Source organism: Limnothrix sp. CMB-01 (genome assembly GCF_055193175.1).
In genome coordinates, this window is sequence record NZ_CM143720.1 from 1,180,008 (window position 1) to 1,206,271 (window position 26,264).

Here is a 26,264-nt window from a genome sequence, read left to right on the forward strand (position 1 = left end):
CAAACTCCTGCGGTAGGATTGCACTGTTTTGGTTGTTGGTTGGGTTGTCGGTTAGCGAACCGAATTCAGATGGAGTGAGATGGCTCCCGGTGGCGCGTGGTCGATTGCAATCCTCGATCGATGTCCGACCCCTAAATTCGGAGCAACGGCGCAGCAGCGAGCCTCAAACCCATCTCAATGGCTAAATTGGACGCTAACCCGTTGTTTCCACCGCCACATCGAAAGTTGGCTGCGTCCTAAGGTGAGGAGTGTATGCGTGTTTTGCGTTTGATGATCCTGTGGCCAGTGCTGGCTGCAAGTGCCACGATCGTCTCGGTGACCAGTCCAGCAGCCCGGGCGACAGAACCACCCACGGCGACGGAATCGGCAGCAGCATCAACGGCGGAATCGGCAACGAAGCCAACCACGGACTCGGCATCGGCCACCCAGTCAACGGCGGAGCTAGCCACGGAATCCGTGGCCGCGACTCCGGAGTTGTCGCCGGTTTCCCCAGCGGTCACGGCCAATCCTGTGCCCCCCGCCCCGATCGCGGTGGCCGCCGGCCCGACAGCACCAACCCCAACGGCCAACCCGGTCAACGGCACGATCGCCGCCGGGCCCGCACAGCCCAGCCCCCAGCCCTCAACCGGGGCGATCGCCCAAGGGGAACCTGCCCCCAGCCCAGCCACCGAAGAACCCGCCGCCCCTGAGCAAACCCCAACTGAAGCCAGAGTTCTGGTTGCGGAAGTGGTTGTGGCCGGCGCAGAAGCCACCTTGCAAGAGGAGGTTTACAAAGTCATTCGCACCCGGCCAGGTCAAACGGCCACCCGCAGCCAACTGCAAGAGGACATCAACCGCATTTTTGCCACGGGACTATTCGCCAACGTGCGTGCCGTGCCGGACGACACCCCCTTGGGGGTACGGGTCACCTTTGAGGTCACCCCCAACCCGGTTTTACAGGCGGTGCGAATTGAAGGCTCCACGGTGCTGCCAGCCACGGAAATTGATCGGATCTTCAGCCCCCTGTATGGCTCCACCCTGAACCTGAACAAGCTGCAAGAGTCGATCAAACAGCTCACCCAGTGGTATCAGTCCAATGGCTATGTGCTGGCCCAAGTGGTGGGATCGCCGCGCGTGGGTCGAGACGGCAACGTGACCCTGGAAGTGGCGGAAGGGCAAATTGAAGACATCAACATCACCTTCCTGAACGACGAGGGCAAACCCACCAACGAAGATGGCACAACGGTCACCGGCCGCACCCGCGATTTCATTGTGTTCCGCGAAATGGACACCAAACCGGGCGCAGTGTTTAACCGCGATCAAATTCAGAAGGATTTGCGGCGCGTCTTTGGACTGGGCATTTTCGAAGATGTGCAGTTAACCCTCAATCCCGGCACGGATCCGCGCAAGGTGGATGTGTCGGTGAATCTTCAGGAGAAAAACACCGCCGTTTTGGGAACGGAAGTGGGCTTTAGCTCCACCAGCGGCATTTTTGGTTCCGTCAGTTTCCAGGAACAAAACCTGGGGGGCAATAACCAAAAGCTGGGCGCAGAAGTGCAACTGTCGGAGCGGGGTTTGGGCTTTGACCTCAGCTTCACGGATCCTTGGATTGCGGGTGACCCCAACCGAACGTCCTACACGGTGAACCTCTACAAGCGGCGATCGATCTCGCTGATTTTTGATGGGGGTGAGCGCGAAGTGGAGTTGGACAATGGCGATCTGCCTCGGGTCGATCGCACCGGGGGGCGCGTGGTCTTTAGCCGGCCCCTGTCCAGCACCTGGAGCGGCTCCTTGGGGGCAGAGTTCCAGCATGTGCGCATTGTCGATCGCGATGGCGACCTCAGCCCCGAAGACGAAGATGGCAACCAACTGGCCTTCAACGAGGACGGCAAGGACGACATCTTCACCCTGCAACTGGCCCTGACCAACGATCGCCGAAACGATCGAGTCACCCCCACCCAAGGCTCCTTCTTCCGGGTGGGTCTGGATCAAGCCATTCCCATTACCGGTATTTTCTTCACCCGACTGCGGGCCAACTACAGCCGCTATTTCCCGGTGGAATTCACCAAGTTCACCAACGGCCCCGAAACGATCGCCGTGAACCTGCAAGCGGGCGGCGTGTTTGGAGACTTGCCTCCCTATGAAGCTTTCCCCCTAGGCGGCACCAACTCCGTGCGCGGGTTTGATGAAGGCGAGGTGGGCAGCGGTCGCTACTTCTTCCAATCTTCGGTGGAATATCGCTTCCCCCTGTTGAAGGTAACGGAACAAATTCCCGTGGGCGGCGTGCTGTTCCTGGACTTTGCCACCGACCTTGGATCTGGGGAAGATGTGCCCGGGCAACCGGCCGTGGTGCGTGAAAAGCCCGGTTGGGGTGTGGGCTATGGGGTTGGACTGCGGGCCCGCACGCCCTTTGGCCCAATCCGGCTGGATTATGGCTGGAACAGCGAGGGCGGCAATCGACTGCACTTTGGTATCGGTGAGCGGTTCTAGGGGCAATGCAAAGGGAATTACCAACGGCATTAGAACCAGAACTGCAAGGGGAACCCCAACCGGAACCCGCAATGGTCGGGCCGTCCTCGGAGGCTATGGCGATCGCGCCGGAGATCCAGCGCCCGATCGCCCCCCTACGCACCCTCGGCCAGGCCTTTAGTCGATCGGGCGTGGGGCTACATTCCGGATTGCCCGTAACCCTGTGGGTGCAGCCCAGCCTGGAACCGGGTATTCGGTTTGTGCGTACGGATTTGCCCGATCGCCCGGTCATTCCCGCGCATTGGGATTTAGTTTCTCAAACGCAACTGTCCACGGAGGTTCGATCGCCCCAAGATCCGCAAGCCACCGTCCGCACGATCGAGCACCTGATGGCCGCCTTGGTCGCCTGTGGCGTGGGGGCGGCCCAGGTGGAAATTAATGGGCCCGAAGTACCCCTGTTGGACGGTTCCGCCATTGAATGGTGTCGGGCGATCGCCCTAGCTGGTCTGCGGGCCTTGCCGAGCACCCGCACGCCAGCAACCGATCCGGCAACCATTGCTGAACCCCTTTGGATCCCTGAGGGCGATGCTTTTGTGGCCGCCTTGCCCGCCGCGGAACTGCGATTTAGCTATGGGATTGACTTTGCCCTACCCGCGATCGGCAACCAATGGCACAGTTGGTCACCCGGAGCAGCCTTCTGCCCGATCGAGCCGGAACCCCAACCCGGCTCCTTTGCCCACGACATTGCCCCTGCCCGCACCTTTGGCTTAGCCCACCAAATTGAACAACTGCGGGCCGCCAACCTGATCCGAGGTGGCAGCCTGGACAATGCCCTAGTCTGTGGCGAAGCGGGCTGGCTGAATCCGCCCTTGCGGTATGAAAATGAGCCAGCGCGTCATAAAATCTTAGACTTAGTTGGCGACTTGGCCCTGCTCGGAACCATTCCGCGCGCCCATTACTTGGCCTACAAAGCCAGCCATCGTCTTCATGGGCAACTGGTGGCCAAACTGGCGGCAATGATTGGCAATGGGTCTTCGATCGAAAGTCGGTCGGCAATTGATTGATCGAACCTTGATCAGTCATCGATCGAACCTTGATCGGAACCCGATCGGCAATGAGTCCTCGACCATCAGCGCTCGCCCAGAGTTCCGCCATTGCTCAGTCAACACCCATCCAATTGCCCAGCAGCGGATAGGCACGCCCATCCCTCACAGGAGTTCGTGACCATCCGTGGTTTTGCCCGCTCGATCGCCCACTGGCCCGTTGTTTAGGTTGCAAAGTCCTATGTCCACTGTTTCTGCTCCAGAACCCGTTGTCACCGCCCAGACCCAGGACACAACCACAACGGATCAGGCCGATCGCCCCGTTGGGCCCACCACCTTCACCGTTGAAGACATTCACCGGTTGCTTCCCCACCGCTACCCCTTCGCCTTGGTCGATCGAATCATCGACTATGTTCCCGGTAAGCGGGCCGTGGGGCTAAAAAATGTCACCTTCAATGAACCCCACTTCCAAGGCCACTTTCCCAATCGCCCGATCATGCCAGGGGTGCTGATTGTGGAAGCCATGGCTCAGGTGGGCGGCGTGGTGCTCACCCAAATGCAAGACAACCCCGGTCAAGGCTTGTTCATGTTTGGGGGCATTGACAAAGTGCGCTTCCGTCGGCCCGTGGTTCCCGGCGATCAACTGATCATGACCGTCGAACTGCTTTGGGTGAAGCAAAAACGCTTCGGCAAAATGCACGGCCGGGCGGAAGTGGAAGGGCAACTGGCCTGTGAGGGCGAGTTGATGTTCTCCCTGGTGGACTAGCGGACTAGTTGACGAACTAGACTTTTCAGCATTGGCTAAACGTATTAGTGTGTCAGGGCAGCGCGATCGCACCGATCCCATGAAAGCAGCGATTCATCCGACGGCGATCGTTCATCCCGACGCAGAACTCCATCCCACGGTGACAGTCGGCCCCTATGCCGTCATTGGCCCCGCCGTTTCGATCGGGGCCGAAACTCAGATTGGCCCCCATGTGATCCTTGACGGTTACACCACCTTGGGGGAACGAAACCAAATTTTTGCAGGAGCCGCGATCGGCACAGAGCCTCAAGATCGCAAATATCAAGGGGCCCTCAGCCAAACGATCATTGGCAACGACAACAAAATTCGCGAATACGTGACCATCAACCGCGCCACCCACGAAGGGGAAGTGACCCAAGTGGGGGACGGAAACCTGTTGATGGCCTACAGCCACGTGGCCCACAACTGCCTCATTGAAGATGGGGTGGTGATTGCCAATGGGGTGGCCTTGGCGGGCCATGTGACGATCGAGTCGCGGGCCACCATTGGCGGCGTGTTGGGAGTTCATCAATTTGTCAAGATTGGCCGGTTGGCCATGGTCGGCGGCATGAGCCGGATCGATCGGGACGTGCCGCCGTTTATGTTGGTGGAGGGCAGCCCCGGCCGAGTGCGCACCTTGAACCGTGTGGGGCTGAAGCGGGCCGGCTATGACGAGCTAGACAACGGCCTGACCACCCAAACCCTGAACAAAGCCTTTCGGATTTTGTATCGTTCTGAGGCCACGCTGGAGCAAGCCCTTGAGGAACTCATGCTGCTGCCCTCCTGCGAAGCGTTGCAACACTTGATTCGGTTTTTGCAGCAGTCTAAGGCGGGACGGCGGGGCCCGATGACCGGCCGCAAACCCCACCGCAGCAGCCATGACTAAATTGGGAACGCCCGATCGCCCTTTGCGGATTTTTCTGAGCACGGGGGAAGTGTCCGGGGACTTGCAGGGGGCCCTGTTGATCCAGGCCTTGCAGCGGGCGGCAGCGGCTCGGGGTCAGGTTTTGGAAATTACGGCACTCGGGGGGCCACGCATGGCGGCGGCGGGGGCCCGGCTGATTTTTGATACGAGTGCGATCGGTTCGATCGGCCTTTGGGAAGCTCTGCCCTTCGTCATTCCGACCCTGAAGCTCCAATGGCAAACCAAAGCCACCCTCCGCCAGCAACCGCCCGATGTGGCCGTTTTTATTGACTACATTGGCCCCAATTTGACCATGGGCCATTTCTTTAAGCGCCAATTGCCCCAAGTGCCCACCGCTTACTACATTGCGCCCCAAGAGTGGGTGTGGTCTTTGGGCGATCGCAACACCACGCAGGTGGTGGGGCTGACGGATGTGATTCTGGCGATTTTTCCCCAGGAAGCCACCTACTATCAGCGCTACGGAGCCGCCGTGAAGTGGATTGGGCATCCGTTGATCGATCGCTTGGCCCAAGCCCCCGATCGGGCCGCCGCCCGCCAGCATTGGGGACTGAGCGCCGATGAATTGGCGGTGGTGTTGCTGCCGGCCTCCCGTCGCCAAGAGCTAAAACTCTTGATGCCCAGCCTTTTTGCGGCCGCTCGCCAAGTGCAGGATCATCACCCCAAGGCTCGGTTTTTGATTCCGGTTTCTCTGCCCGCTTACCGACCCGCCATTGAACAGGCGATCGCTGAATTTGGTCTCCAGGCGGAAATTGTCGGTGATAGCCTGCTGGCCATGGCCGCCGCCGACTTAGCCTTGACCAAATCTGGCACGGTGAATTTGGAGTTGGCGCTGTTGAAAGTGCCGCAGGTGGTGATTTACAAAGTGAGTCCAATCACCGCTTGGATCGCCCGTCATCTGCTGAAGTTTTCAATTACATTCATGTCGCCGCCCAATTTGGTGGCCGAACAGGCGATCGTCCCGGAGTTGATGCAGGAACAGGCCAGCCCCGATCGAATTGCCCAAGAGGCGATCGCCCTGCTGCAACCCGATCGGGCCGCCCAGCTTCAGCAGGACTACCAAGCCATGCGCGATCGGCTCGGGGGCGACGGCGCAACCGATCGGGCAGCCCAGGAAATCTTGAACTTGATTTAAGCGCTCCTAGCTTGCAGAAATAAGGGGCAACAACCGCAGCCTTTAATGCTCGAAAATATTTTCGTATTGCAGTAAGTCGAGTTGCACGATTGTTTGGAGAGCCACAAAACATTGTTGGGCCAATTCCCAACGTTCTTCACGCTGCAACATGGCCATTAATTTCTGTCGGGCACTGAGCAAATAGCGCACATCATTGGAAGCATATTCCAATTGCGCCACTGATAGATTCACCGCATTTCCCCAATCGGAACTCTGCTGGCGTTTATCCAACTCCACCCCTTCCAGTTCATTAATCAGGTCTTTGAGGCCATGTTTGGGGCTGTAGGTGCGGGCTAATTTACTAGCAATTTTGGTGCAAAAAATGGGGTTCGTTGCAATATCCAGGTGGTATTGCAACATGGCCACATCAAAACGGGCAAAGTGGAAAACCTTCTCGATCGCCTCATTCTCCAAAAGCTGCTTCAGGTTTGGTGCACCAGTCTGCCCTCGGGCAATTCGCACCACGGCCACTTGCCCCGCCGGATTACAAATTTGTACCAAACAGAGGCGATCGCGCCAGGGTTTAAGGCCCATGGTTTCCGTATCGATCGCCAGGGCAGAGGCTTGACGATAGTCAGCCAGGGCTTCCGCTGATAAATCTTGTTCAAAAACCTGGAAATTTTCTAGCATTTTCTTCAGAAATCACGGATTAAATGAATGTTAATCGAACGGGCATTAATTGAATTGAATTGACACCAACCCAATTCCTTGGGCATTCACCCAATTGCAGCCTTTCCCTGAAGCCATGGTTAGGTTCAATCACAGATGCCATGAATCAGTGATTAGGTGAGCCATGATCAACCCAGGAAGGCACTCAATTCGTACTAGCCAGCTTGGTACTCGCCAATTCGAAATTCACAAAATTAGCAATCCCCAAATTAGCATTAACCCAATGGACAATTCGCAAATTAACATGATTCAATTAGCAGAATTAACTCAATCTAAAGAAATAGCCTGCTCATCCACCCATAAGAGGATCTCTGAAAAGCCAAAATTGCTACTCTGTCCGCTCCAGCGATCGACGTAGACAAGGGGCTTAAGCCCCTTGCCCCCACAACTATTGGTGTTTGGCACAGGCCAAAAGATACTTTTCAAACATCCTCTAAGCGCCTAAAGCTAGCACACAGAGCAAACACCCAGAAATAGCCTGATCCGAATTCCGAAACTCCGGTGCTCGCGCTGCGATCCTGAACAATCAGTCCCTTATGGTTGCGGTTCAACTTCCGGCCGAGGGTTAAATAAGGGCTGATTTTTTGGTCTTGGGCCCATGGCGCGGATGAATATCCCTAGAATGGGGGCGTAGTTTTTGCTGCAATCGTCTAGCACGCGCCCCAGTGGTTCAGTATGGATGCTTCGGATAGGGCTGAGAAGGCTGAATCGAACCAAACTGCCAAGCCTTCCTCGGCGGCGGGAGTTGGCCCCCAAGTGTCAAAACGCTCGCGCCCCGATCGCGCTTCAGAGTTGGAAGCTGGCTTGCTGACGGTGATGGGCAGTGCCGAAGTGCCGGAAGCGGTACGCGATGCGAATCAACAGGCGGTGAATGGGCCGGCGCGGCCCCAGGGGCGGCCCTGGCTGGGTCTTTTGGGGGGATTGTTGGGTCTCGGGGCGATCGCGGCGGGCAGTTTTGCCTACCTTTGGTCAGTGCGGCAGTTGCCCAATGCCTGGCAAGCACGCTTAGACCAAATGATCGGTAGCACCCCCAGCCCCACGGCTCCCGCCAGCCCTACGCCGGATCCCAACTCCCTGTTGGGCCATTTGCCCTACGAAGAAGCACCCCAATCGGAACTTAGCCCCATTAGTAACGATGGCCAGATGCGATTGCGGCGATCGGCAGCTCGGGCCTATCGCTCCATGGCCGCTGCGGCTCGGGCGGATGGGGTGAATTTGGTGGTGCTGTCGGCGTTTCGCTCCGTGGAACAACAACAGTCCGTGTTTTTTAACATCAAGGCTGCCCGCAACCAAGCGGCTACCAAGCGGGCTGAGGTGAGTGCGCCCCCCGGCTATAGCGAACACCACACGGGCTATGCGGTGGATATTGGGGATGCCAATGCGCCCTCAACCAATTTGAATCAGAACTTTGAACGAACGAGAGCTTTCCGCTGGCTGGCGGATCATGCGGCTCGGTTTAATTTTGAGTTGTCGTTTCCGGAAGGCAATCGTCAAGGCGTGTCCTATGAACCTTGGCATTGGCGCTTTGTGGGCGATCGCAACAGTCTGGAAACCTTCTATAAGGCTCGTCAGCAAGGGGTTGAACGATCGGGGAGTGACCCCGCTGGGACTGAAGTTCCTGAATCTACGCCAACTCCAACCGATCGCCCCGGTTCGCCCTCTGAGTCTGATGAGATGGACTCCCCGATCGAGTCGCGCCCTGATGCGGTGGATCAGCGGGATCGCGAAAGCCAGGATTCTCAGGATTCGAATAACTCGCAGCCTAATGACTCGCAGCCCTCTCCTCGCTCTCTGATCGATCGCTCCTAGTCGATCGCTCCCAGTCGATCGCTCCTAGGTCTTAGGCTTCCGACCCCCAGGCAATCGGAATTGCGCCAAGGGACTGAGGGCGCAACCCCAGAAAAAAGCTTGGCGCACCGTGGCAGTCAGCGCGATCGAGGGATCGGCATCTTGGCGCAAGGATCGCAACTTCAGCGCTTTGTAGCCATTGGCAACCATGATTCGCAGCGCCAACCCGGGCCAGGCGATCGGGGGGGTAATGATCCGTTTGAGGGCAAAGGTCGCCAACCCACAGGCCCGCGCTAGGCGAATGAGATAAGCGCGATCGAGTCGCCAAGCGGGAATTTGGTGATGGGTTTTTAGGCGGGGTGCAAACCAAATTTCCCAGCCCGCCCGCGCCAGATACAGCAAGGGTTCATAATCATCCCCCTGCACGAAGCGGCCGGCTAATTTCCCGCTTAATTGGGGTTCCGGGGGCACGGTGGCCAACCAAGCAGCTCGATTGACAATCAACGCCGCAGCGGGCGGGAGGCGCAACTGCTGGGCCAGGAAGGGGCCGGGGCGATCGGCAAACTCAGGATAGCTACGAATGGCTAAATAACCTTCCAAGTCACGCAGGGCCGGCGGCGGGTCGATCGCGTAGGCTCCCAAGACCTTGCCCCCAAAAGCCCCGACTTGAGGATGAGCCTCCGCAAAGGCGATCGCCTCCCGTAGCCAGTCCGGTTCCGGCCAGTTGTCATCATCCAAAAAGGCCACCCAAGGGGCCGCCGTCAACCGCACGGCCCGTTGTCGGGCAAAGGCGGCTCCCTGGCGTGGTTCTTGGCTGATATGTAAAGGGCAGCGGTTCCAAGTTTGTTGAATTTGGCGCAGTTGGGCGATCGTGTCGTCACTGCTGTTGTTGTCGATCGCCCAAATTTCCCACCGCAAACCGGGCGGAATCTCCAGAGCTTGGAGCCGATCAAACAGGGCAGGCAGTCGATCGGCTCCGTTGTAAATCGGAATCGCGATCGCAATTTGGGAAGTCAAGGGCTGCGACGAGCCGGCCGCCCGTTGGGTCGCACGGGCAATGACTTGGCGATCGCCCCGTTGCTCTCGATCGCGAAACCAGCGACCCATCACCCAAGGACTGGTTAGGGTGCTGACCAGGAGCGATCGCTCGCAAACCAACACCGGATCTCGCGATCGCCAACCCCCCGGATGTTGCAGCCACCAGCGCAACAACCGACGCAAATCCGACAAACCATAGAACCACGGGATCAGGAATCGGCGCGATCGATCCACCCGCAACAGCCGCACCACATAGCGACTCCAGCCAATTCCCTGAGCAAAAGAGCGGAGATAATCGGCCGTGAAGCGAGTTACCGGCAGCCGATGACTGAGGCGTAAGCTGGGGCAATAGGCCACAGAGTAGCCCGCTCGTTGGAGATAGACCAGCGCTTCCAGATCTTCGGAAGTGAGCCAGGTGTTGCCCGTTCGCCCGCCCAAAATTAACTGAGGTGGCACGGCCGCCAGCCAAGCGGCCCGACGCACCACCAACCCCGCCGAAGGCGGCAACAGGCCGCGCCCTGGCTCATACACAAACGGCCGATCGCCCCGATCGACAATGGCAAAGAGCGATCGAATCCGTGCAAATCCCACCGGCTCCGGCCCCTCCAAAACCGGTAGGATGCGCCCTCCAAAAGCCCCCACCAGGTTTCGATCGACCCAATCACCCTGGGCAAACTGCCACACCCGAGCCACCCAATCGGGATCCGGCACGGTGTCATCATCCAAAAAAGCCACCCAAGCCGCACCCGATCGCACGATCGCCCGCTGCCGGGCAAAGGCCGCGCCCTGTTGTGGCTCTTGATCCCGATGAATTCGAGGCGATCGAGCTTGGAAGGCGGCCACCACCTCTCGGGTGCGATCGTCGCTATTGTTGTCAATCACCCAAATTTCCCAGTCGATCGCCTGGGTTTCCACCTGGGCCAACAACGCCTCCAGAACGATCGGCAGGCGATCGGCCCCGTTATAGGTCGGAATCGCAACAGTCAGCACAGAATTGGATTAGGAAGTTCTCAATTCAATACATTTGGCCATGGACTGAACTCGAACATCCGGAAAATGGCCCATTAACCTGCAATTGGCGATCGGCCGCACCACCGTATCTAGGGGTCAATCCAGCGCCTAGCCCCGAAAAGCATGAATGGCCGCTTCCACATCCGACCACTCCGCCGGGCCCCGATCGGGTTTCACAGGGTAGTGCTCAGAATCGCGGGTGATGGCAAAAGTCCGCTTTGGCTCAACCGGCGGCCCATCATAGTCGTGCTGCACTTCGATAAAAACCCCAATTTCCTGAACAATGCCTTTGAAATAGCGCAGCGCAAAATCCAAAGACACGCCATGACGATGCAAATCAACCAACACATCGGTTGGAATCACATAGCAAATTTCCCGCAACAACCAACGCGCCTTGAGCGTCGCTTCCCAAAATGAGTAATGAGCAACGCAGAGGTGTAGGTAGTGATCCTCGTTGATATATTGTCGATGCCCAATTAAGGATGCGGAATTAGACCAGTTGTATGGAGTCCAGATCTCTAATTGTGCACCTGAAATGCAGATGCGACTAATTTCAGGAAAGAGATGTCTAGTCCAGTCATCATCTTGAATATTTTGAAGAAAATGTGATGAATAGACGTAGTTAACGCTACTGTCAGGAAGAGGAATGCTGTCAACGGTTAAGTTAAGAACATAATCAACACCTGGTTGTCGAGTGATATCAACCCCAATCGTTCCTTCCCGTTTGCAACTGCCGCAGCCTAGATCCACTCTAAACGGACTTAATTTTCTTGAGGTTAACCCCACTTGAGTCATCATGATTAAGACGCAGCAAAAGGATTTACTAATGTTGAAATGGTCTGGATACAGTCGAGCACAGAAACCCAAATTGAGTAGTAATTCAAAACGCTGTCAACATGATGACTTTCCGAACATTCTCTCCATTTCTCTAGATTTTGTTCGCTCTGCTGTTAACTCTGCTTCAGAAGGGCGCTCAAACACGAAATATTTCCCTGGCTGGTCATGATACTTGTGCTCGGCAGTGTAGGGCATGTCTGGCCGATGCTGGATGCTAGAGTAATGCGTAATAATAGTTGGGCGAAGAATTTCCGAGTCTTTTGGATAGCTTCCGCGATGTAACAGCCATCCATGCCAGATCAGAACATCTCCTTTTTTCCCACACCAAGTCACAGGTTTAATGCCCTTGCGGGGTATTTCTTCCTCGTAAAGAGGAGTGAGAATTTTTTCAGAATGGGAAGGCCAAGCTGGATCATCCCGTAGATCAGGCGGCAGCGCTGCTAGAATTCTTTCTCTACGACAAACTTCCCAGCGATGAGAACCGGGCACAAACTCAAAAGGCCCGGCATCTGGATGGATGTAATCGAGCGCAAACCAAACTCCTGCATAGTGAGCATTGACTCCTACAGGGTTTAAATAGTCATCTTGATGCCAATTTCGCTCAGTTGACTTCCAGTTGGTCAAGTTCAGGTGCATGGCCATTTCATAGCCAATTAATTCCTGAAGCTTATGTAATAGAGGTGGGTACAAGCAAAGATCTTTGATCTCATCTACTTCCAAGTAAGGAGTAGGACTGAAGTAGCCGATTTTGTTGACTCCTAGAATTTCTTGAGTGAAGCGCTCACAATATCGATCAATCAGATCGTGAGGAATGAGATTTTCAATGATGAGGTAGCCATATTTGCGCCAATATTCTTGGTCAGGAGTCAAATTAGGAGGGGCAACGACGCGATCGAGCGGAGGGCGCTCTGAGTCGGGTACAACATCTGTGAACTGGCTGAGACTATATTTCATGAAAGAAGTCTTAAGTGTAGGTCAGCAGTCGACACGCTCAGTGTATATCACTTAAAGCGTGCATAGTTCGAAATCGTGAAGATTTCTTCATTCAGTCTGATTACGGTGAGTTTTAGAACAGTCATAACATTCATTAGCAAAAATGAGTTATGCAGCTCGATCAAGCTAGAAGATTACAGGCTTGTGGCTTGTGGCTTGTGACTGGTTAGTGGACTGATTTTTCTGAGGTTCAGGGTAGTGGCTACTTTCGCCAACCACGTCCGTCAGTGGTGCATTCCAGCAAAAAACATTTTCATCAAAATCTCGAATTTTTTGTGCCAAAATTGCAACACCAGCATAACCCCTGTGCAGAGGGAGGTCTAGGCACTCTAGTGGATTCTCCATATACATTCGTACTGGTGAAGTCATAGAGCATGAGAGGACTCTAAAGCCAACTGCCTCAGAGAAAAGGGCTTTCATTCCTTCACTAGAGAATCGCCAGAAATCCCATGGCATCTCATGGATAGGCCATGCTGGGTGAGTTGCATGGAAAGTAATACCACCGGGTTTCAGTAGGCGGTTAATCTCTAACGCAACCCGCCAAGGCATTGCCAAGTGTTCGAAAACTGATCCTGAGAAAATGGCATCAAATTTTCGATCACCAAAATAGCTTGCGAGTCGGTGAGCATCTCCAACAACGTCTGTATTTTCATCTTTGTAGTAATCAAAGCCTGTATATGATTTTGCTTGTTGAAAATGAATTCGCTGACTTTGAGATCCTGGTGAAACAATCCGAGAACCAATTTCTAGAACATCTAAATGGTTGTCATTGACAATTTTTACAAACTGGTCAAAGAGATTTTGCTCTCCTTCTTGAGGCTGGAGTTCGTCTCTATGGTTGGGTTTGTCTAGGCTGTAAGGGACTTGCCAAATATAGTTGCCACGATCACTCTTTAACTGAAGCTGGAACCGCTCTGGCTGGTTTTTCTTAAAACAGGCAGTGAAGCCACAATTTTCAGGTGGAGAATACTGCTTCAACGAGCTTGCAATGTCCTTGCGACTATGCCAGGAAAATTCATGAATCTCAGCCTGAGGCATAGTTAGGTTTATTTCATGAACTGCACTGTCCTTTCCTACAACCCACCCTCTGACCCAATACCACAATCCCTCTGACCAGGAGATGTCGATTCCAATAATGCAATTCTCGGTTTCATAGACTGCCATAGGGTACTGCTCGACTCTGAAGATTAGTCAAAAACTAGGCGCTATCATATCACCATCTTCAATAAGCATGATTGCTGGGAGCTGGCTCAGTAAATATGATCCTTATGATCTTAAAGACAATACCTGGGCAACAAGGCATCAGGAATAATGGGACTCACGCTCTTTCTTATGGACCTGATCGCCTGAGGGGAGTTGCTGAAGCGGCAAATGACCCGATAGGGTTGTGTTGCTTTGTTGATCGCCTGTTTTAGCACCCCTTTGCCATGATTGCTTCTGCCTTTGCCGAATCGGAGCTATTTCCCCAGGATCGGGCCCAGATGGGCCGTGCCGTGGACTATTCGGGCGCACAAAATTTGACTCAGGTGTGGGTGCGGGCGGCCCAACGCTTTGGCACGTTGCCGGCCCTGCGCGATCGCCACTCGTCACCAGCGCTGGAGCTGAATTTTGCGGAACTGCTGGAATATCTGCAAACGTTTGCGGCGGGACTGCAAACGCTGCTGAGTCCTGAGGATGCCAGTGCGCGGGAGGAGGCGGGATTGGTTGTGCCGCCTCGGGTTGCGCTGTTTGCGGACAATAGTGCTCGGTGGTTTGTGGCGGATCAGGGCACGATGGCGGCGGGGTTTGCCAATGCGGTGCGGAGTTCTTTGGCGGAAACGGAGGAGTTGCGCTACATCCTGGCAGACAGTGAGGCGCGGCTCTTGATTGTTGAGAATCAAAAGACGCTGAATCGGTTGGCCGATCGCCTGGGAGATTTGCCTTTGGTGGCGATCGTGTTGTTGTCGGATGAGGAGCCGGTACGATCGGGCGCGATCGGGGATGATGTGTTGCTTTTGAATTTTTTGGCGTTGCTGGAGCGGGGGCGCGATCGCCTGAAAACTCACCCCTGGCAACCGCCCCAACAGGATCCAAAAACCCTAGCCACGCTGATCTATACCTCCGGAACCACGGGGCAACCGAAAGGGGTGATGTTGTCCCATGGGAACTATCTCTATCAGCTCAGTGCATTCCGGACGGTGGTGGCTCCTCAAGCGGGCGATCGGGTGTTAACCCTGCTGCCCACTTGGCACTCCTTTGGCCGGATTGGGGACTATTACTTGCTCTGTCAAGGTTGCGTTTTGGTTTACACCAACATTCGCCAGCTCAAGGCCGATCTGAAAACCCATCGGCCCCAATACATGATGGCGGTGCCGCGTCTTTGGGAGTCAATTTATGAAGGGGTGCAAAAGCAATTCCAATCCCAACCGGCCAGTACCCAAAAAATTGCCCAAACCTTTTTGGGGTTCAGTGAGCGCTACGTGCGGGCCAAGCGCCGCTGGCAAGGGCTGGAGTTGCGATCGAAACCGGCGGCAGGTTTGGAAAAATTGTTGGCGGGGGCACGGGCGATCGCCCATTGGCCGCTGCACCGCTTGGGCGATCGACTGGTGTATCAAAAAATTCGGCAGGCCACCGGGGGCGAGCTGCAATATGCCATCAGTGGCGGCGGTTCCTTGGCAACCCACCTGGAAATGTTCTTTGAAATTGTGGGGGTGAATGTGCTGGTGGGCTATGGTCTGACGGAGACTTCCCCAGTGCTGACGGTGCGGCGCAACTGGCGAAATTTGCGGGGAACTTCTGGGCTACCGCTGCCGGCCACGGAGCTGCGAGCGGTTGATCTTGAAACCCGCCAGCCGCTCCCGGTGGGCGACAAAGGCCTAATTCTGGCCCGGGGCCCACAGATTATGGCGGGTTACTTTGGCAAGCCGGAGGCAACGGCGAAGGCGATCGACTCGGAAGGCTGGTTTGATACGGGAGATTTGGGTTGGCTGTCGCCGATCGGGGACATCACCATCACCGGGCGGGCCAAGGACACGATCGTCCTAACCAATGGGGAAAATATTGAACCCCAGCCGATCGAGGATGCCTGTATTCGCAGTCCCTACATCAGCCAAGTTGTGTTGGTGGGTCAAGACCAAAAGACGCTCGGGGCTTTGATTGTGCCCAACCAGGAGGCGATCGCCGCTTGGGCCGCAGAACAGGGGCTTGATTCGGTGGATCTCCAAAGCGATCGGGTACAGGCCTTGATTCGAGATGAGTTGGCGCGGGAAGTGAAAAATCGCCCCGGCTACAAAGCCGAGGAACGGATCAGCACCTTTCGTTTTTTGGCGGAACCCCTGTCGATCGAAAATGGTCTGTTAACCCAAACCATGAAAGTGCGGCGAAACGTGGTGTTCGAGCGGTTTGCAGACCTGATTGCCACCATGTTTGACAGCTAGCCCCCTAGGGCGATCGCAGCCTCGGCCAAGGGCCGATTCCTTGGGTTGCGGTCGCCCTTGAAGCAGGATTCAGAAACCAGATTGCTTAGAAACCAGATTGCTTAGAAACCAGATTGATGTTCCAGGATCCAGCCTTGTTCAAACATTGCCTTGGGCGGGCCGCTTTGCTCTCCGTGCTGCTCTGTACCGGCGGCGCGGCTCTGGCGGGCGATCGGGCTGTGCTGCCGGGTTCAACCAAACAACCGATTCAGGTCAAGGAACGGCGAGTGGAGCTTGTCCCGATCGCGGATCTGTTAGCCAATCCGCAACGGTGGGTCGATCGACTCATTGAAGTGCAGGGCCGTTTGCAACCCAGCCCGGATCCGCAAGGGGCGATCGGCTGTACCCGCATGGCCTGTCCCTTTCCCAGCAGCGCCCAGCCCGGTGACCAGCGAGATTGCAATCGCTGCCAGGGGCCCGCCGGATTGCGAGCGGGGTCTCAATGGCTAGCCCTTAGCAATTTGCGGTGTACGGGTGTTGAACAACTAACCTTGCGCCCGGGCGGTCAGGTCGATCGCACCATTCGTTGGGAAAGTGCCCGACTTGAGGATCAAGCCTGGAGCCTCGATCGGTCTTACAGTGCCGTGGGGACGTTGCGGCGCAGCACTGGCCCCGGAGCCGATCGCACCCAATACGAATTTGAAATTCGATCGCTCATCGTTCTGGGTCGAGGTTCTTCTGAGCCAATCCCCGGCCTGTGGTAGCACCAATCAAGCTATTGAAAAAAGCCATTGATAAAGGCAATTAAAAAAGCGAGATCATCTCAAAGGACGACCTCGCTCAGAATTTAATTGGAATTCAATTGGAATGCAAATGGGTTGGCAAATTTAGCGATCGACTGATCCCATAATCACGTCGATGCTGCCCAGAATCGCCATGATGTCCGCCACCTTCACGCCCTTCAGCAAGTGCGGCAGGATTTGCAAATTGGTGAAGTCCGGAGCCTTGATCTTGAAGCGCCAGGGGAACACATTGTCATCGCCCACGATGAACACACCCAGTTCGCCCTTGCCGCTTTCGAGGCGCACATAATGTTCGCCCTTGGGAATCTTGAACGTGGGAGCCAGCTTCTTGCCAATGAATTGATAATCAAAGCCGTTCCATTCGGACTTTGGCCCGCCCAGCATCCGTTGGGCTTCCAGGTTTTCGTAGGGGCCGCCCGGGATCTGATCCAGCGCTTGCAAGAGCATCTTGTTCGACTCGCGCATTTCCCGCACCCGCACCAGGTAGCGAGCGAAGCAGTCGCCGCCGGTTTCCCACTGCACATCCCAATCCAGTTCGTCGTAACACTCGTAGTGGTCAACTTTCCGCAAGTCCCACTTCACACCCGAACCGCGCAGCATCGGGCCCGAGAGACCCCAGTTGATTGCTTCTTCGCGGCTGATCGTGCCAATGCCTTCCACGCGGCGGCGGAAAATCGGGTTATTGGTGATCAGTTTTTCGTATTCGTCGATTTTGGGCGCGAAGTAGTTGCAGAAGTCGCGGCACTTGTCGATCCAACCGTAGGGCAAGTCAGCGGCCACGCCGCCCATGCGGAAATAGTTGTTGTTAATCAGGCGTGCGCCCGTGGCGGCTTCCCACAGGTCATAGATCATCTCCCGTTCGCGGAAGATGTAGAAGAAGGGGGTTTGCGCACCCACATCGGCCAGGAAGGGGCCAAGCCACAGCAGGTGGTTGGCGATTCGGTTCAGCTCCAGCATGATCATGCGGATGTAGCTGGCGCGGCGGGGCACTTCAATGCCGGCGAGCTTTTCGGGAGCGTTAACCGTGATTGCTTCGTTGAACATCCCGGCGGCGTAGTCCCACCGACTGACGTAGGGCACGAACATGATGTTGGTGCGGTTTTCGGCGATTTTCTCCATGCCGCGATGGAGATAGCCAATGACGGGTTCGCAGTCGATGACGTTTTCGCCGTCGAGGGTGACGATGAGCCGCAACACGCCGTGCATGGACGGGTGATGGGGGCCCATGTTCACGACCATCGGTTCGGTTTTGGTTTCAATCCGGGTCATAGGATCGATCGGTCTCCGTTGGTGGTTGCACTGGGCATCGCGTGTGGGCGATCGCCGCGTTAAACAAGTCGGTGGCTGGGCGCACGACCGGTGGATGGCGATGGAACACCGCTTGCCATTATCAACCGAAATTGCGGCGGACTGGCGGATCAGTGGGGAGCGATCGATTGTTTTTTGTTTGATCGCCCATAATCGCGGTTGCCGGTCATGGCAATTACGATGGCAGTTATGGGTGAGTTGCCCATCATCACCCCGCTGGACTCCTCTTTGGAATCCTCATCGGTCATTGGTCTTACATCAATCCTGCTTAATTCTGGTTCATGCTGATTAATCCTGCTGGATCTTGATTCTGCTCAATTCTGGTTAATGAATTCTGGTTAATGTTTAATGCCTGATGCCTGAGGAATCGCAAGGGCCATGGGACAATGAAGCGACAGAAATTCAACAGCGCCCCTTCAGGACTTGATCCATGGCTAATAGTTGGTGGGAAATCAACATTCGCTGCCACCCATTACTCGAAGACACCGTTTATTGGCGAACTCAAGATTTTGGTTGCCGAGGCACCTCTAGCCAATATAAAGGCAAGAATTGTTTGATTTCCGCCTATTTGCCCCAAGAGCAGGCGCAACTCTTAGATCTTTCTGCCCTGGCGCTTTGGTTGCGCCAAGATGCCATTTTGGCCAATTTGCCTGAACCAACGGTCAAATGGAATTTGATTGATGAAGAGGATTGGTCGAGCAGTTGGAAAGAACATTGGCAGCCGCAAGAAGTGGGCGATCAGTTCTTGATTTGTCCGGCTTGGTTGGATGTGCCGGAGGCGGGTAAGCGGGTAGTGGTGCGTTTGGATCCGGGGGTTGCCTTTGGCACGGGGGCCCATCCCACAACGCAACTCTGCATGGAATCGATGGAGATGCGCTTTGACGGCAAGCCCACGGAGCAGATCGTTGCAGACATTGGTTGTGGATCGGGAATTTTGGCGATCGGGGCGTTGTTGGTGGGGGCCAAAACTGCCTACGCGGTGGATATTGATCCCCTATGTTTGCGGGCAACCCAAGAAAATATTTCGCTGAACCATATTCAGCCCGATCGGGTTCATCTGGAGCAGGGATCTTTTGAGAAGTTGCAAGAGATGTTGGGCGATCGCAAAGTGGATGGCTTTTTCTGCAACATTTTGGCGGAGGTGATTGTGGATTTGATTCCGCAATTAGAACAAATTAGCCATCAAAAGACTTGGGGAGTGTTGAGTGGCATTTTGTTAGATCAAGCCAAGGCCATTTCTGACACGTTGGAGCAAAGTGGTTGGATTGTGGCCACGTTGTGGAAGCGTCAGGAATGGTGCTGTATTAATGTGCGGCGATCGTAAAGAATTTGATCGCAGATTTGATCACGGATTATAGGTGGCTTTGGGCTGCGCAAAGTCGGGTAATTTGGCGCTTGGGACCCACGGAAACCAGGTTACAACTGAGGCGATCGCCCTGGCCCACTTGGCTCAATTGTTGTTTGCCCGCTTGCCAATGGCTGGCCATTTGGTTGAACCAGCGCCCGGCCAGGTTTCCAGATCTGGCGGAGGCCACATCTTCAACGGTGGCCACCGCGATCGACCCCAACAAAACCATGCTCGCGATTTGAATCAGACGCTTCATAAAAACGGGCACTCCAGCGGATCGTAGCCAGAAATTGAATTCACTCAACAACACCAGCCGATCGGGGTGATTGTGCTGCGATGTTCATGGGTTGCGGCGCTCAGCGTTGAATCGCAGGATCGCTCGGCCTGACACCACAGCCCGATCCCTGCAACACCGCTGCTACAGCCTTACTGTTGAATATGCCCTGCAACGGGACGATCGCTTCAGGTAGAAGGCCAGTTTAACAACTGCGTGAAGGTTCTGCTGCAAAACGGCTTAAAGACTTGCTTAAAGCCTTGATTCAAGTCTTGATTCAAGTCTTGATTCAAAAATTTGCTGAAATCTTGATTTAGAGTTTTAGTTCTGGCTGAGCTTGGCTAAAGGGCAACTCAGCGTTGATGGCATCAATTTGTTGTTGTTCGTATTGGTTAATTTCATCAATATAGGTTCGTAAAATCCGATCGAGCCGGGGGTGATAAAGCCGGTGCAGACTGTGGTTGGGGGTTGCCGGGAATCCGCGCCGCCGTTTGTGTTGCCCCCCTGCGCCGGGGTCAAAAAGTTGAATTTCGTGAGCGATCGCCCAATCGATCGGCTCGTAATAACAGGCATTGAAGTGCAGATGGTCAATTTCCCGCGTGGAACCCCAATAGCGACCGTAGAGCCGATCGCCCTTGGTGATGCAAAAGGAGAGGGCGATCGGGTGGCGATCGTCACCGTGGGCATGGGCCGTAAACAACACCACGCGATCGGCTAATTGATCGGCCAAATCCACAAAAAACTTGCGCGTTAAATATTGGCTGCCGCCCCAAAATTTTTCGCAAGTGCTGCTGTAAAAATCATAAATCTTGGAAAAATAGCCATGGGGAATTTGTGACCCCTGCCAAGTTTTGAACTCCAAGCCACTATTCACCATGGATTTTCGCTCGCGTTTGATATTGCGGCGCTGATTGGCATTAAAACTAGCTAAATAATCTTCAAATGTTTGATAGTTATCGCTCGTCCAAATATAGCTATGATGTTTCCAGGTAATGAAATCACCTAAGGATTCCATAAGTTGTTGCCATTGGGGATCCACAAATAGAAAATGACAGCCGGACACATGATGTCGGTTACAAAAATGATCGATCGCCCCCAGCATCATTTCGGTGATCGCTCGTTCATCTTCAGCGGGGTCAATTAAAAACCGATAGCCTTCCGCTGGCGTAAAAGGGGTCATTCCTAACAGCTTGGGGTAGTAATCAACCCCTAGGCGATAGGACAAATCTGCCCATTGATGGTCAAACACAAATTCGCCATAACTGTGTCCCTTGAGATAGAGGGGAGCTGCGGCCACCAACTTTCCCGATCGGCGCACAACCAAGTGGGATGGCAACCAACCTTCCTGCGGAATTGCGCTGCCCGATGTTTCCAAATTATTCAACCAAGCCCATTCCAAAAAGGGGGTTTTTAGGGGTTTGGCTAATGCATCCCACTCCTGCGGACTCAGATCCGCCATCCGACTAACCCAAGAAAGTTCGTAGGCAATTTGTTCGGTGGTTGCGGTTTGGGCCATGGTTCACAGGGCGATCGAGGGGGGCTGATCTGTTCAAAATGATGCGCAATCGGTGCTGATAGGTCAACGGCAGCGCTTTCGATACCCTAGCGCGATCGCCCTAGGCTTTCAAGGCAAGTGAGACAAATGACAAAACCCCGGAAGGCGGAGCGGCATCCATCTTTCGGGGCTTTCTCACCGGAGGCGATCGGCTTTCCTCAAATGATTAGAGGTCACTGAAGATGACTGGCGATTGCTTGAAATGACTTGAGATTACTTGAGAGCCGTTTTGGAATTGTTGGATGATGACTTCTTCCAAAAACCTGTCCAACGCCGCCACAGGGCACGAACAACTTTCCATTGATCGATCGCGTGGGCAATCACAAACACCAAAAAGCTATAGGAAAACCAAAAGTGTAAGCCACGCCCCAAATCCACCATCTCAGCATTTTGGGGAAACAGCTCCGGCACAACAATGCCAAAAAACTTGACATTATTAGGCCTCACGGAATTAGACAGAAAAATACCCGTGACCGGAACCACAATCATGAAGCCATAGAGGCTGCTGTGCAGCAGAAATACGCGCCACCAATGGGTGGACAGTTTGGGCAGCCGACGGGAATATTTTCGCCACCAAACTCGGAACAACAACAGCACCCGTCCCAACAACAAACCAATGGTTAAAATCCCGATCGACTTGTGGAAATCATAGAAACCGGGGCGAAAGGAAACCTCGCGCGGCAGTTGCGCCATGAAGGTTCCTCCCACAAACAAAATGAGATAGGCCAGCGCCATCCACCAATGCAAGGACATCAAATTTTGGAAGGCATTGTTGAGGCGGCGTTTGGGTGGAGCAACCTGGGCAGAATCAGCCATGACGTTTGGGAGTTGGTCATCATTAATTAGCCATAATCATAACGAGTACATATTAAATTGTGGGTACTCGCAGCCACTTGGGGGGATTCAGCCAAACCGGTTGGGCATCGTCGGAGCGATCGCCATCCACGGCGCGGCCCATAAGGGGAAACAGCGCGGTAGCATAGAGTGCGCCAAAGTGTGCGACACAATGCACACCAAAACTTCAAAATCTGTCGGCTCGATCGCCCCTTCCTATGGCTGAAAACTGGTTGGAATCCTTGGTTTGGACGGACTACCGCGTGGCGGTTTTGTTTACCGTTTTGATACCGCTAGGGCTGTTGCTGTGGGCGCTTGTGGCCAAGGCCGACGCGCTGCAAAAGCTGATGGTGATCTATTGGCGGGTTTCGAGCCTGCTGGCCATCACGGTGTATTTGATGATTGGCTCTTTGCCCGTGAGCTTTGTGGCGGCGCTGGGGGCGCGGGTGTTGATTCCGCTTGGGCTGTGGTTCTGGGTCGATTTAAATGAAGAAATTGACGACCAACCCCAAGGGCGGCTGAAGTTTGTGTTTAAGGCTTGGCGCTGGGCCATGACCATTTACTGCGCGATCGGGACGGTGGCGCAGGTGTTGACCTTGCCCTGTGCCCTGAAACCCAGCGAAGTGCTGGTGAAGGATGCAGCTTGTCGTGTTTGGTTGGAACCCACCTGGCTCTATCGAGAATATTTCCACAACAACACCAATCCCAGTTTTCTGGGCGTGTTGGGGGTTCTAGGCTTGGCGATTTATGTCATTTATTTGGCCTATTTTGTGGTGTTCCGGCTGGGCAAACAGGGGCGATCGGCAACGGGGATTTAGGGTTGGTGATTGAAGCCCTGTAATTGAAACCCTAGGATCTTGATGTTTCCGTTGCCAAATCTTGAGGGCAAGGGGCCGACCGTTCTGGCCGAGGGTGATCGGGACTTGGATTGAGATTGAGATTGAGATTGAGATTGAGATTGAGATTGAGATTGGGATCTGTGAGGCGATCGCCTAATCTTCCACAAATTGCCGCATGGGAATTTCAATCAAAAAGCTAGTTGAATGATTCAACTCCGATCGACAAGTTAACCGGCCGCCATGCCTTTCCACCACAATCTGTTGGGCAATGGACAGACCCAAACCGGTTCCCTTGCCCACATCTTTGGTGGTGAAAAAAGCATCAAACAAATTTCGTTGCACCTCAGGGGCAATTCCGGGCCCATTGTCCGTAATCACAATCTGCACCGTTTCGGGATCGGCCAAGGTGGTGGTGATGGCAATTTGCGGCGGTTCCCGATCGCCCCGTTTATCCTCATCGATCGCGTCGATCGCATTAGTCAGCAAATTCATAAACACCTGGTTCATTTGCCCCGCGTAACACTCAATGGGGGATAGCTCGCCGTAGTGTTTTTGAATCTGAATCGCTGGGCGTTGATCCGTAGCCTTCAGTCGGTTGCTCAAAATCATCAGCGTGCTATCCAAACCCGCGTGAATGTCTACGCTTTTCACCTCCGCTTCGTCCAGCCGCGAAAAGGTGCGCAAGGACAGAACAATTTCTCGAATGCGATCGGTTCCCACCCGCATTGATTTCAACAGTTTGGGCAAATCTTCCTGCACAAACGTCACATCAATTTCGTCCGCCAGCTCCAAAATTTCCGGCGTGGCCTTGGGAAAGGCCAATTGATAGGCAACCAACAACGCCAACACATCTTGCACATAGTTGCAGGCATGTTCGAGGTTGCCGTGAATGAAATTCACCGGATTATTAATTTCGTGGGCCACCCCCGCCACCATTTGCCCCAAACTGGACATTTTTTCCGTTTGAACCAGTTGTGTTTGGGCTTTTTTCAGCACCGTCAGGGCTTCCGATAGTTGGGCGGTGCGTTGTTTCACCCGCTGCTCCAAATCCTTGGCCAAGTCTTGCAGGGCGGCTTCGGCGGCCTCGCGATCGCGCACTTCCTGCTGAAGTTGCAGGTTTTGGTTGTCTAACTCTTCCTCAGCCAGTTCGCGACTCTCATCGGTCAGCACCCACCACCAGACCGCGATCCCCGACAAAACCAGCAACATCGCATACAAAACCCCAAAGGTTTCTAGCAGCGGCATTGATTCAGCATCGGGTTGCGCGAGGGGCAACTCTGCGATCGGCCCGAGGGTGTAAACCAGCGCAAAAATTGCCCCCAGCAGGGCCGCCATGGCCGCAAACAGCCCCAAAAAACGCACCATCCGCTTGCCCAACCGCAAAAACAGGCGATCGCCAAAAATGGCCTGGGCCACAATTGCGGCCAAGCGCACCTGCTCACCCACGGAGGGCTTGCAGGAATCGTGACAATGGGCATCCAGACTGCAACAGAGGGAGCAGATGTGGCCATCGTAAACGGGACAAAAGGCCAAATCCGATGGCTCATACTCGTTGTCACAAACGCAGCAACTGACCAGGGTGGCGGCCGGAAAATTCAAGCGCACTTCATTGGGACGCGCGATGTAGTAGCGGCCTTGGGTTGCCCAGGCGATCAACGGCGACAGACCGAAAGCAATCCCCAGGGCCAAAAACGGCGCATAGGCCCGCAGTGTTTCCCCAAAAAGCCCCACAAAAGCCACCATGGCAATGACCGAAGCCACCACCATCGAGCCAAATCCCACGGGGTTGAAGTTGTAAAGATAGGCGCGTTTGAACTCAATGTAGGACGGACTGAGCTTGAGCGGTTTGTTAATCACCAAATCCGCCACGATCGCCCCAATCCAAGCGATCGCCACGTTGGAATAGAGGCCCAACACGGCCTCTAGGGTTTCAAAAACCCCCAACTCCATCAACAGCAGGGCGATCGACACATTGAACACCAACCACACCACTCGCCCGGGGTGGGAGTGGGTGAGCCGCGAAAAGAAATTTGACCAAGCCAGGGATCCCGCATAGGCGTTCGTGACGTTGATTTTGATTTGGGAGATGATCACGAAAAACACCCCCACCGTCAGCACCACTTGGGGATCGTCAAAAACGGTGGCGAATCCGGCCAGATACATTTGAATTGGCTCCTTGGCCTTAGCAAAGGAAGCCCCATGCTCGATCGCCAAAGTGGCCAAAAAGGCCCCGCCCAACTGCTTGGCTGCTCCCAGCACAATCCAACCGGGCCCCGCCGCCAACACCGCTAACCACCAGCGAATTCGATTGTTGGGGCCACATTCCGGCAAAAAACGGAGATAGTCTACCTGTTCGCCCAACTGGGCAATGAGCGAAAAAGAAACGGTGGCCGCCGCGCCAAACAGCAAGGGATCAAAGGCGGCTCCGCTGGGGGAGTTTCCGGCAAAGTGCAGCCAGCGATCGAGGGCGGCCGGCTCCTTGAGGCCCACAAACACAAAAGGCAACCCCATCAAAATCAGCCAAATCGGTTGCGTCCAAAACTGCAACCGCTCGATCGCTGTGATGCCATAAAACACAATCGGCAGCACCACCAAAGAGCAAAGGATATAGCCCAACCACAGGGGAAGATGCCAATAAAGCTCTAAGGCTTGGGCCAGGATTGCCGCTTCCAGCGCAAAGAAAATGAAAGTGAAAGAGGCGTAAATCAGCGAGGTAATGGTTGAGCCAATGTAACCAAAGCCTGCGCCCCTGGTGAGCAAATCAATATCGACATTGTATTTGGCGGCGTAATAGGAAATGGGAATTCCAGCTAGGCCAATCAGCAGCCCTACCACCAAAATTGCCCAAAAAGAATTGCTGAATCCATAGCTAATCACTAAAGATCCACCGATCGCTTCCAGGGCCAGGAAGGAAATTCCTCCTAAGGCCGTATTGGCAACTAAAAACTCCGACCACTTCCGAAAAGACTGGGGTGCATAGCGAAGGGAATAGTCCTCGATCGTCTCGGTGGCGACCCAAGCGTTATACTCTCGACGCTTCTGCACAACCTTTTTGCGGGGCATATACGGGGTCGTCATAGCAGGTCAAAAAGATGACAGAATGGAGTAATTCATATACGGAGACGATTTGAATTTCCTTGAGCGGGAAACCAATCGATTGCGTTGGTTGCCGAAAACGGGCGATCGCGGCAATGGGCAGCA

At 54.6% G+C, this 26,264-nt stretch carries 22 protein-coding genes; 10 read left to right on the plus strand and 12 right to left on the minus strand.

Annotation, left to right across the window (positions count from 1 at the left end; translation table 11 throughout):
* The first annotated feature begins 252 nt into the window (after window positions 1–252).
* The 5 genes from ACZA91_RS04940 (at window position 253) to lpxB (ending at window position 6,332) form a co-directional block, all read left to right on the plus strand.
* Complete coding sequence (locus tag ACZA91_RS04940) at window positions 253–2,469, plus strand: BamA/TamA family outer membrane protein (protein ID WP_199309254.1); 2,217 nt, start codon at window positions 253–255, stop codon at window positions 2,467–2,469.
* A 95-nt stretch (window positions 2,470–2,564) separates the two neighbouring features.
* On the plus strand, window positions 2,565–3,512 hold the full coding sequence (lpxC, locus tag ACZA91_RS04945; protein WP_190533909.1) for a UDP-3-O-acyl-N-acetylglucosamine deacetylase: 948 nt from the start codon (window positions 2,565–2,567) through the stop codon (window positions 3,510–3,512).
* Window positions 3,513–3,732: 220 nt separating this feature from the next.
* Window positions 3,733–4,257 carry a 3-hydroxyacyl-ACP dehydratase FabZ gene (fabZ, locus tag ACZA91_RS04950; RefSeq protein WP_099533514.1) on the plus strand — a complete coding sequence of 175 codons (525 nt, stop codon included), beginning with the start codon at window positions 3,733–3,735 and terminating at the stop codon, window positions 4,255–4,257.
* Between the two features lie 79 nt (window positions 4,258–4,336).
* A complete protein-coding gene (lpxA, locus tag ACZA91_RS04955; RefSeq protein ID WP_190533906.1) occupies window positions 4,337–5,161 on the plus strand; it encodes an acyl-ACP--UDP-N-acetylglucosamine O-acyltransferase in 825 nt (274 codons plus the stop codon).
* Complete coding sequence (gene lpxB, locus ACZA91_RS04960) at window positions 5,154–6,332, plus strand: lipid-A-disaccharide synthase (RefSeq protein ID WP_463184996.1); 1,179 nt, start codon at window positions 5,154–5,156, stop codon at window positions 6,330–6,332. The genes lpxA and lpxB overlap by 8 nt, the downstream gene beginning before the upstream one ends.
* A 42-nt stretch (window positions 6,333–6,374) precedes the next feature.
* Here the strand turns inward: lpxB and ACZA91_RS04965 are convergent, their stop codons facing one another.
* On the minus strand, window positions 6,375–7,001 hold the full coding sequence (locus ACZA91_RS04965; RefSeq protein ID WP_463184997.1) for a ribonuclease D: 627 nt from the start codon (window positions 6,999–7,001) through the stop codon (window positions 6,375–6,377).
* 714 nt (window positions 7,002–7,715) lie between these two features.
* Here ACZA91_RS04965 and ACZA91_RS04970 point away from each other — a divergent pair.
* Window positions 7,716–8,849 carry a M15 family metallopeptidase gene (locus tag ACZA91_RS04970; RefSeq protein WP_463184999.1) on the plus strand — a complete coding sequence of 378 codons (1,134 nt, stop codon included), beginning with the start codon at window positions 7,716–7,718 and terminating at the stop codon, window positions 8,847–8,849.
* A gap of 24 nt (window positions 8,850–8,873) precedes the next feature.
* Here ACZA91_RS04970 and hpsE read toward each other — a convergent pair whose 3' ends face one another.
* The 4 genes from hpsE to ACZA91_RS04990 all read right to left on the minus strand — a co-directional run bounded on the left by hpsE (window position 8,874) and on the right by ACZA91_RS04990 (window position 13,871).
* Window positions 8,874–10,856 carry a hormogonium polysaccharide biosynthesis glycosyltransferase HpsE gene (gene hpsE, locus ACZA91_RS04975; protein ID WP_463185000.1) on the minus strand — a complete coding sequence of 661 codons (1,983 nt, stop codon included), beginning with the start codon at window positions 10,854–10,856 and terminating at the stop codon, window positions 8,874–8,876.
* Window positions 10,857–10,985: 129 nt separating this feature from the next.
* The gene (locus ACZA91_RS04980; RefSeq protein ID WP_143473030.1) at window positions 10,986–11,675 is read right to left on the minus strand and encodes a class I SAM-dependent methyltransferase; all 690 of its coding nucleotides are present in this window, start codon (window positions 11,673–11,675) and stop codon (window positions 10,986–10,988) included.
* A gap of 93 nt (window positions 11,676–11,768) precedes the next feature.
* Window positions 11,769–12,668, minus strand: a complete 900-nt coding sequence (locus ACZA91_RS04985) for a phytanoyl-CoA dioxygenase family protein (protein WP_190354508.1) — start codon at window positions 12,666–12,668, stop codon at window positions 11,769–11,771.
* 165 nt (window positions 12,669–12,833) lie between these two features.
* On the minus strand, window positions 12,834–13,871 hold the full coding sequence (locus ACZA91_RS04990) for a methyltransferase domain-containing protein (RefSeq protein WP_190354507.1): 1,038 nt from the start codon (window positions 13,869–13,871) through the stop codon (window positions 12,834–12,836).
* Window positions 13,872–14,134: 263 nt separating this feature from the next.
* Between ACZA91_RS04990 and ACZA91_RS04995 the strand changes: the two genes are divergently transcribed.
* Window positions 14,135–16,123 carry an AMP-dependent synthetase/ligase gene (locus tag ACZA91_RS04995; RefSeq protein ID WP_463185003.1) on the plus strand — a complete coding sequence of 663 codons (1,989 nt, stop codon included), beginning with the start codon at window positions 14,135–14,137 and terminating at the stop codon, window positions 16,121–16,123.
* Window positions 16,124–16,239: 116 nt separating this feature from the next.
* On the plus strand, window positions 16,240–16,866 hold the full coding sequence (locus ACZA91_RS05000) for a hypothetical protein (RefSeq protein WP_463185005.1): 627 nt from the start codon (window positions 16,240–16,242) through the stop codon (window positions 16,864–16,866).
* 123 nt (window positions 16,867–16,989) lie between these two features.
* Here the strand turns inward: ACZA91_RS05000 and ACZA91_RS05005 are convergent, their stop codons facing one another.
* Both ACZA91_RS05005 and ACZA91_RS05010 read right to left on the minus strand, forming a co-directional pair.
* Window positions 16,990–18,174 carry an NAD(P)H-quinone oxidoreductase subunit H gene (locus ACZA91_RS05005; RefSeq protein WP_099533504.1) on the minus strand — a complete coding sequence of 395 codons (1,185 nt, stop codon included), beginning with the start codon at window positions 18,172–18,174 and terminating at the stop codon, window positions 16,990–16,992.
* A gap of 149 nt (window positions 18,175–18,323) precedes the next feature.
* On the minus strand, window positions 18,324–18,461 hold the full coding sequence (locus tag ACZA91_RS05010; protein WP_463185006.1) for a hypothetical protein: 138 nt from the start codon (window positions 18,459–18,461) through the stop codon (window positions 18,324–18,326).
* A gap of 182 nt (window positions 18,462–18,643) precedes the next feature.
* Here ACZA91_RS05010 and prmA point away from each other — a divergent pair, with 182 nt between their 5' ends.
* Window positions 18,644–19,537, plus strand: a complete 894-nt coding sequence (prmA, locus tag ACZA91_RS05015; RefSeq protein WP_190529207.1) for a 50S ribosomal protein L11 methyltransferase — start codon at window positions 18,644–18,646, stop codon at window positions 19,535–19,537.
* Between the two features lie 28 nt (window positions 19,538–19,565).
* Here the strand turns inward: prmA and ACZA91_RS05020 are convergent, their stop codons facing one another.
* The 4 genes from ACZA91_RS05020 to ACZA91_RS05035 all read right to left on the minus strand — a co-directional run bounded on the left by ACZA91_RS05020 (window position 19,566) and on the right by ACZA91_RS05035 (window position 22,402).
* Window positions 19,566–19,817: a hypothetical protein gene (locus ACZA91_RS05020; RefSeq protein ID WP_099533502.1), complete on the minus strand. Its 252-nt coding sequence runs from the start codon at window positions 19,815–19,817 to the stop codon at window positions 19,566–19,568.
* Between the two features lie 331 nt (window positions 19,818–20,148).
* Window positions 20,149–21,351 carry a GNAT family N-acetyltransferase gene (locus ACZA91_RS05025; RefSeq protein WP_463185009.1) on the minus strand — a complete coding sequence of 401 codons (1,203 nt, stop codon included), beginning with the start codon at window positions 21,349–21,351 and terminating at the stop codon, window positions 20,149–20,151.
* Window positions 21,352–21,603: 252 nt separating this feature from the next.
* Window positions 21,604–22,206 (minus strand): cytochrome b, encoded by a 603-nt coding sequence (locus ACZA91_RS05030; RefSeq protein ID WP_463185010.1) that lies wholly within the window; start codon window positions 22,204–22,206, stop codon window positions 21,604–21,606.
* A 52-nt stretch (window positions 22,207–22,258) separates the two neighbouring features.
* A complete protein-coding gene (locus tag ACZA91_RS05035) occupies window positions 22,259–22,402 on the minus strand; it encodes a hypothetical protein (RefSeq protein WP_190354501.1) in 144 nt (47 codons plus the stop codon).
* A gap of 40 nt (window positions 22,403–22,442) precedes the next feature.
* Here ACZA91_RS05035 and ACZA91_RS05040 point away from each other — a divergent pair, with 40 nt between their 5' ends.
* The gene (locus tag ACZA91_RS05040; protein WP_463185012.1) at window positions 22,443–23,042 is read left to right on the plus strand and encodes a DUF3177 family protein; all 600 of its coding nucleotides are present in this window, start codon (window positions 22,443–22,445) and stop codon (window positions 23,040–23,042) included.
* 174 nt (window positions 23,043–23,216) lie between these two features.
* Here the strand turns inward: ACZA91_RS05040 and ACZA91_RS05045 are convergent, their stop codons facing one another.
* Window positions 23,217–26,141 (minus strand): ATP-binding protein, encoded by a 2,925-nt coding sequence (locus ACZA91_RS05045; RefSeq protein ID WP_463185014.1) that lies wholly within the window; start codon window positions 26,139–26,141, stop codon window positions 23,217–23,219.
* Between the last annotated feature and the right edge of the window lie 123 nt (window positions 26,142–26,264).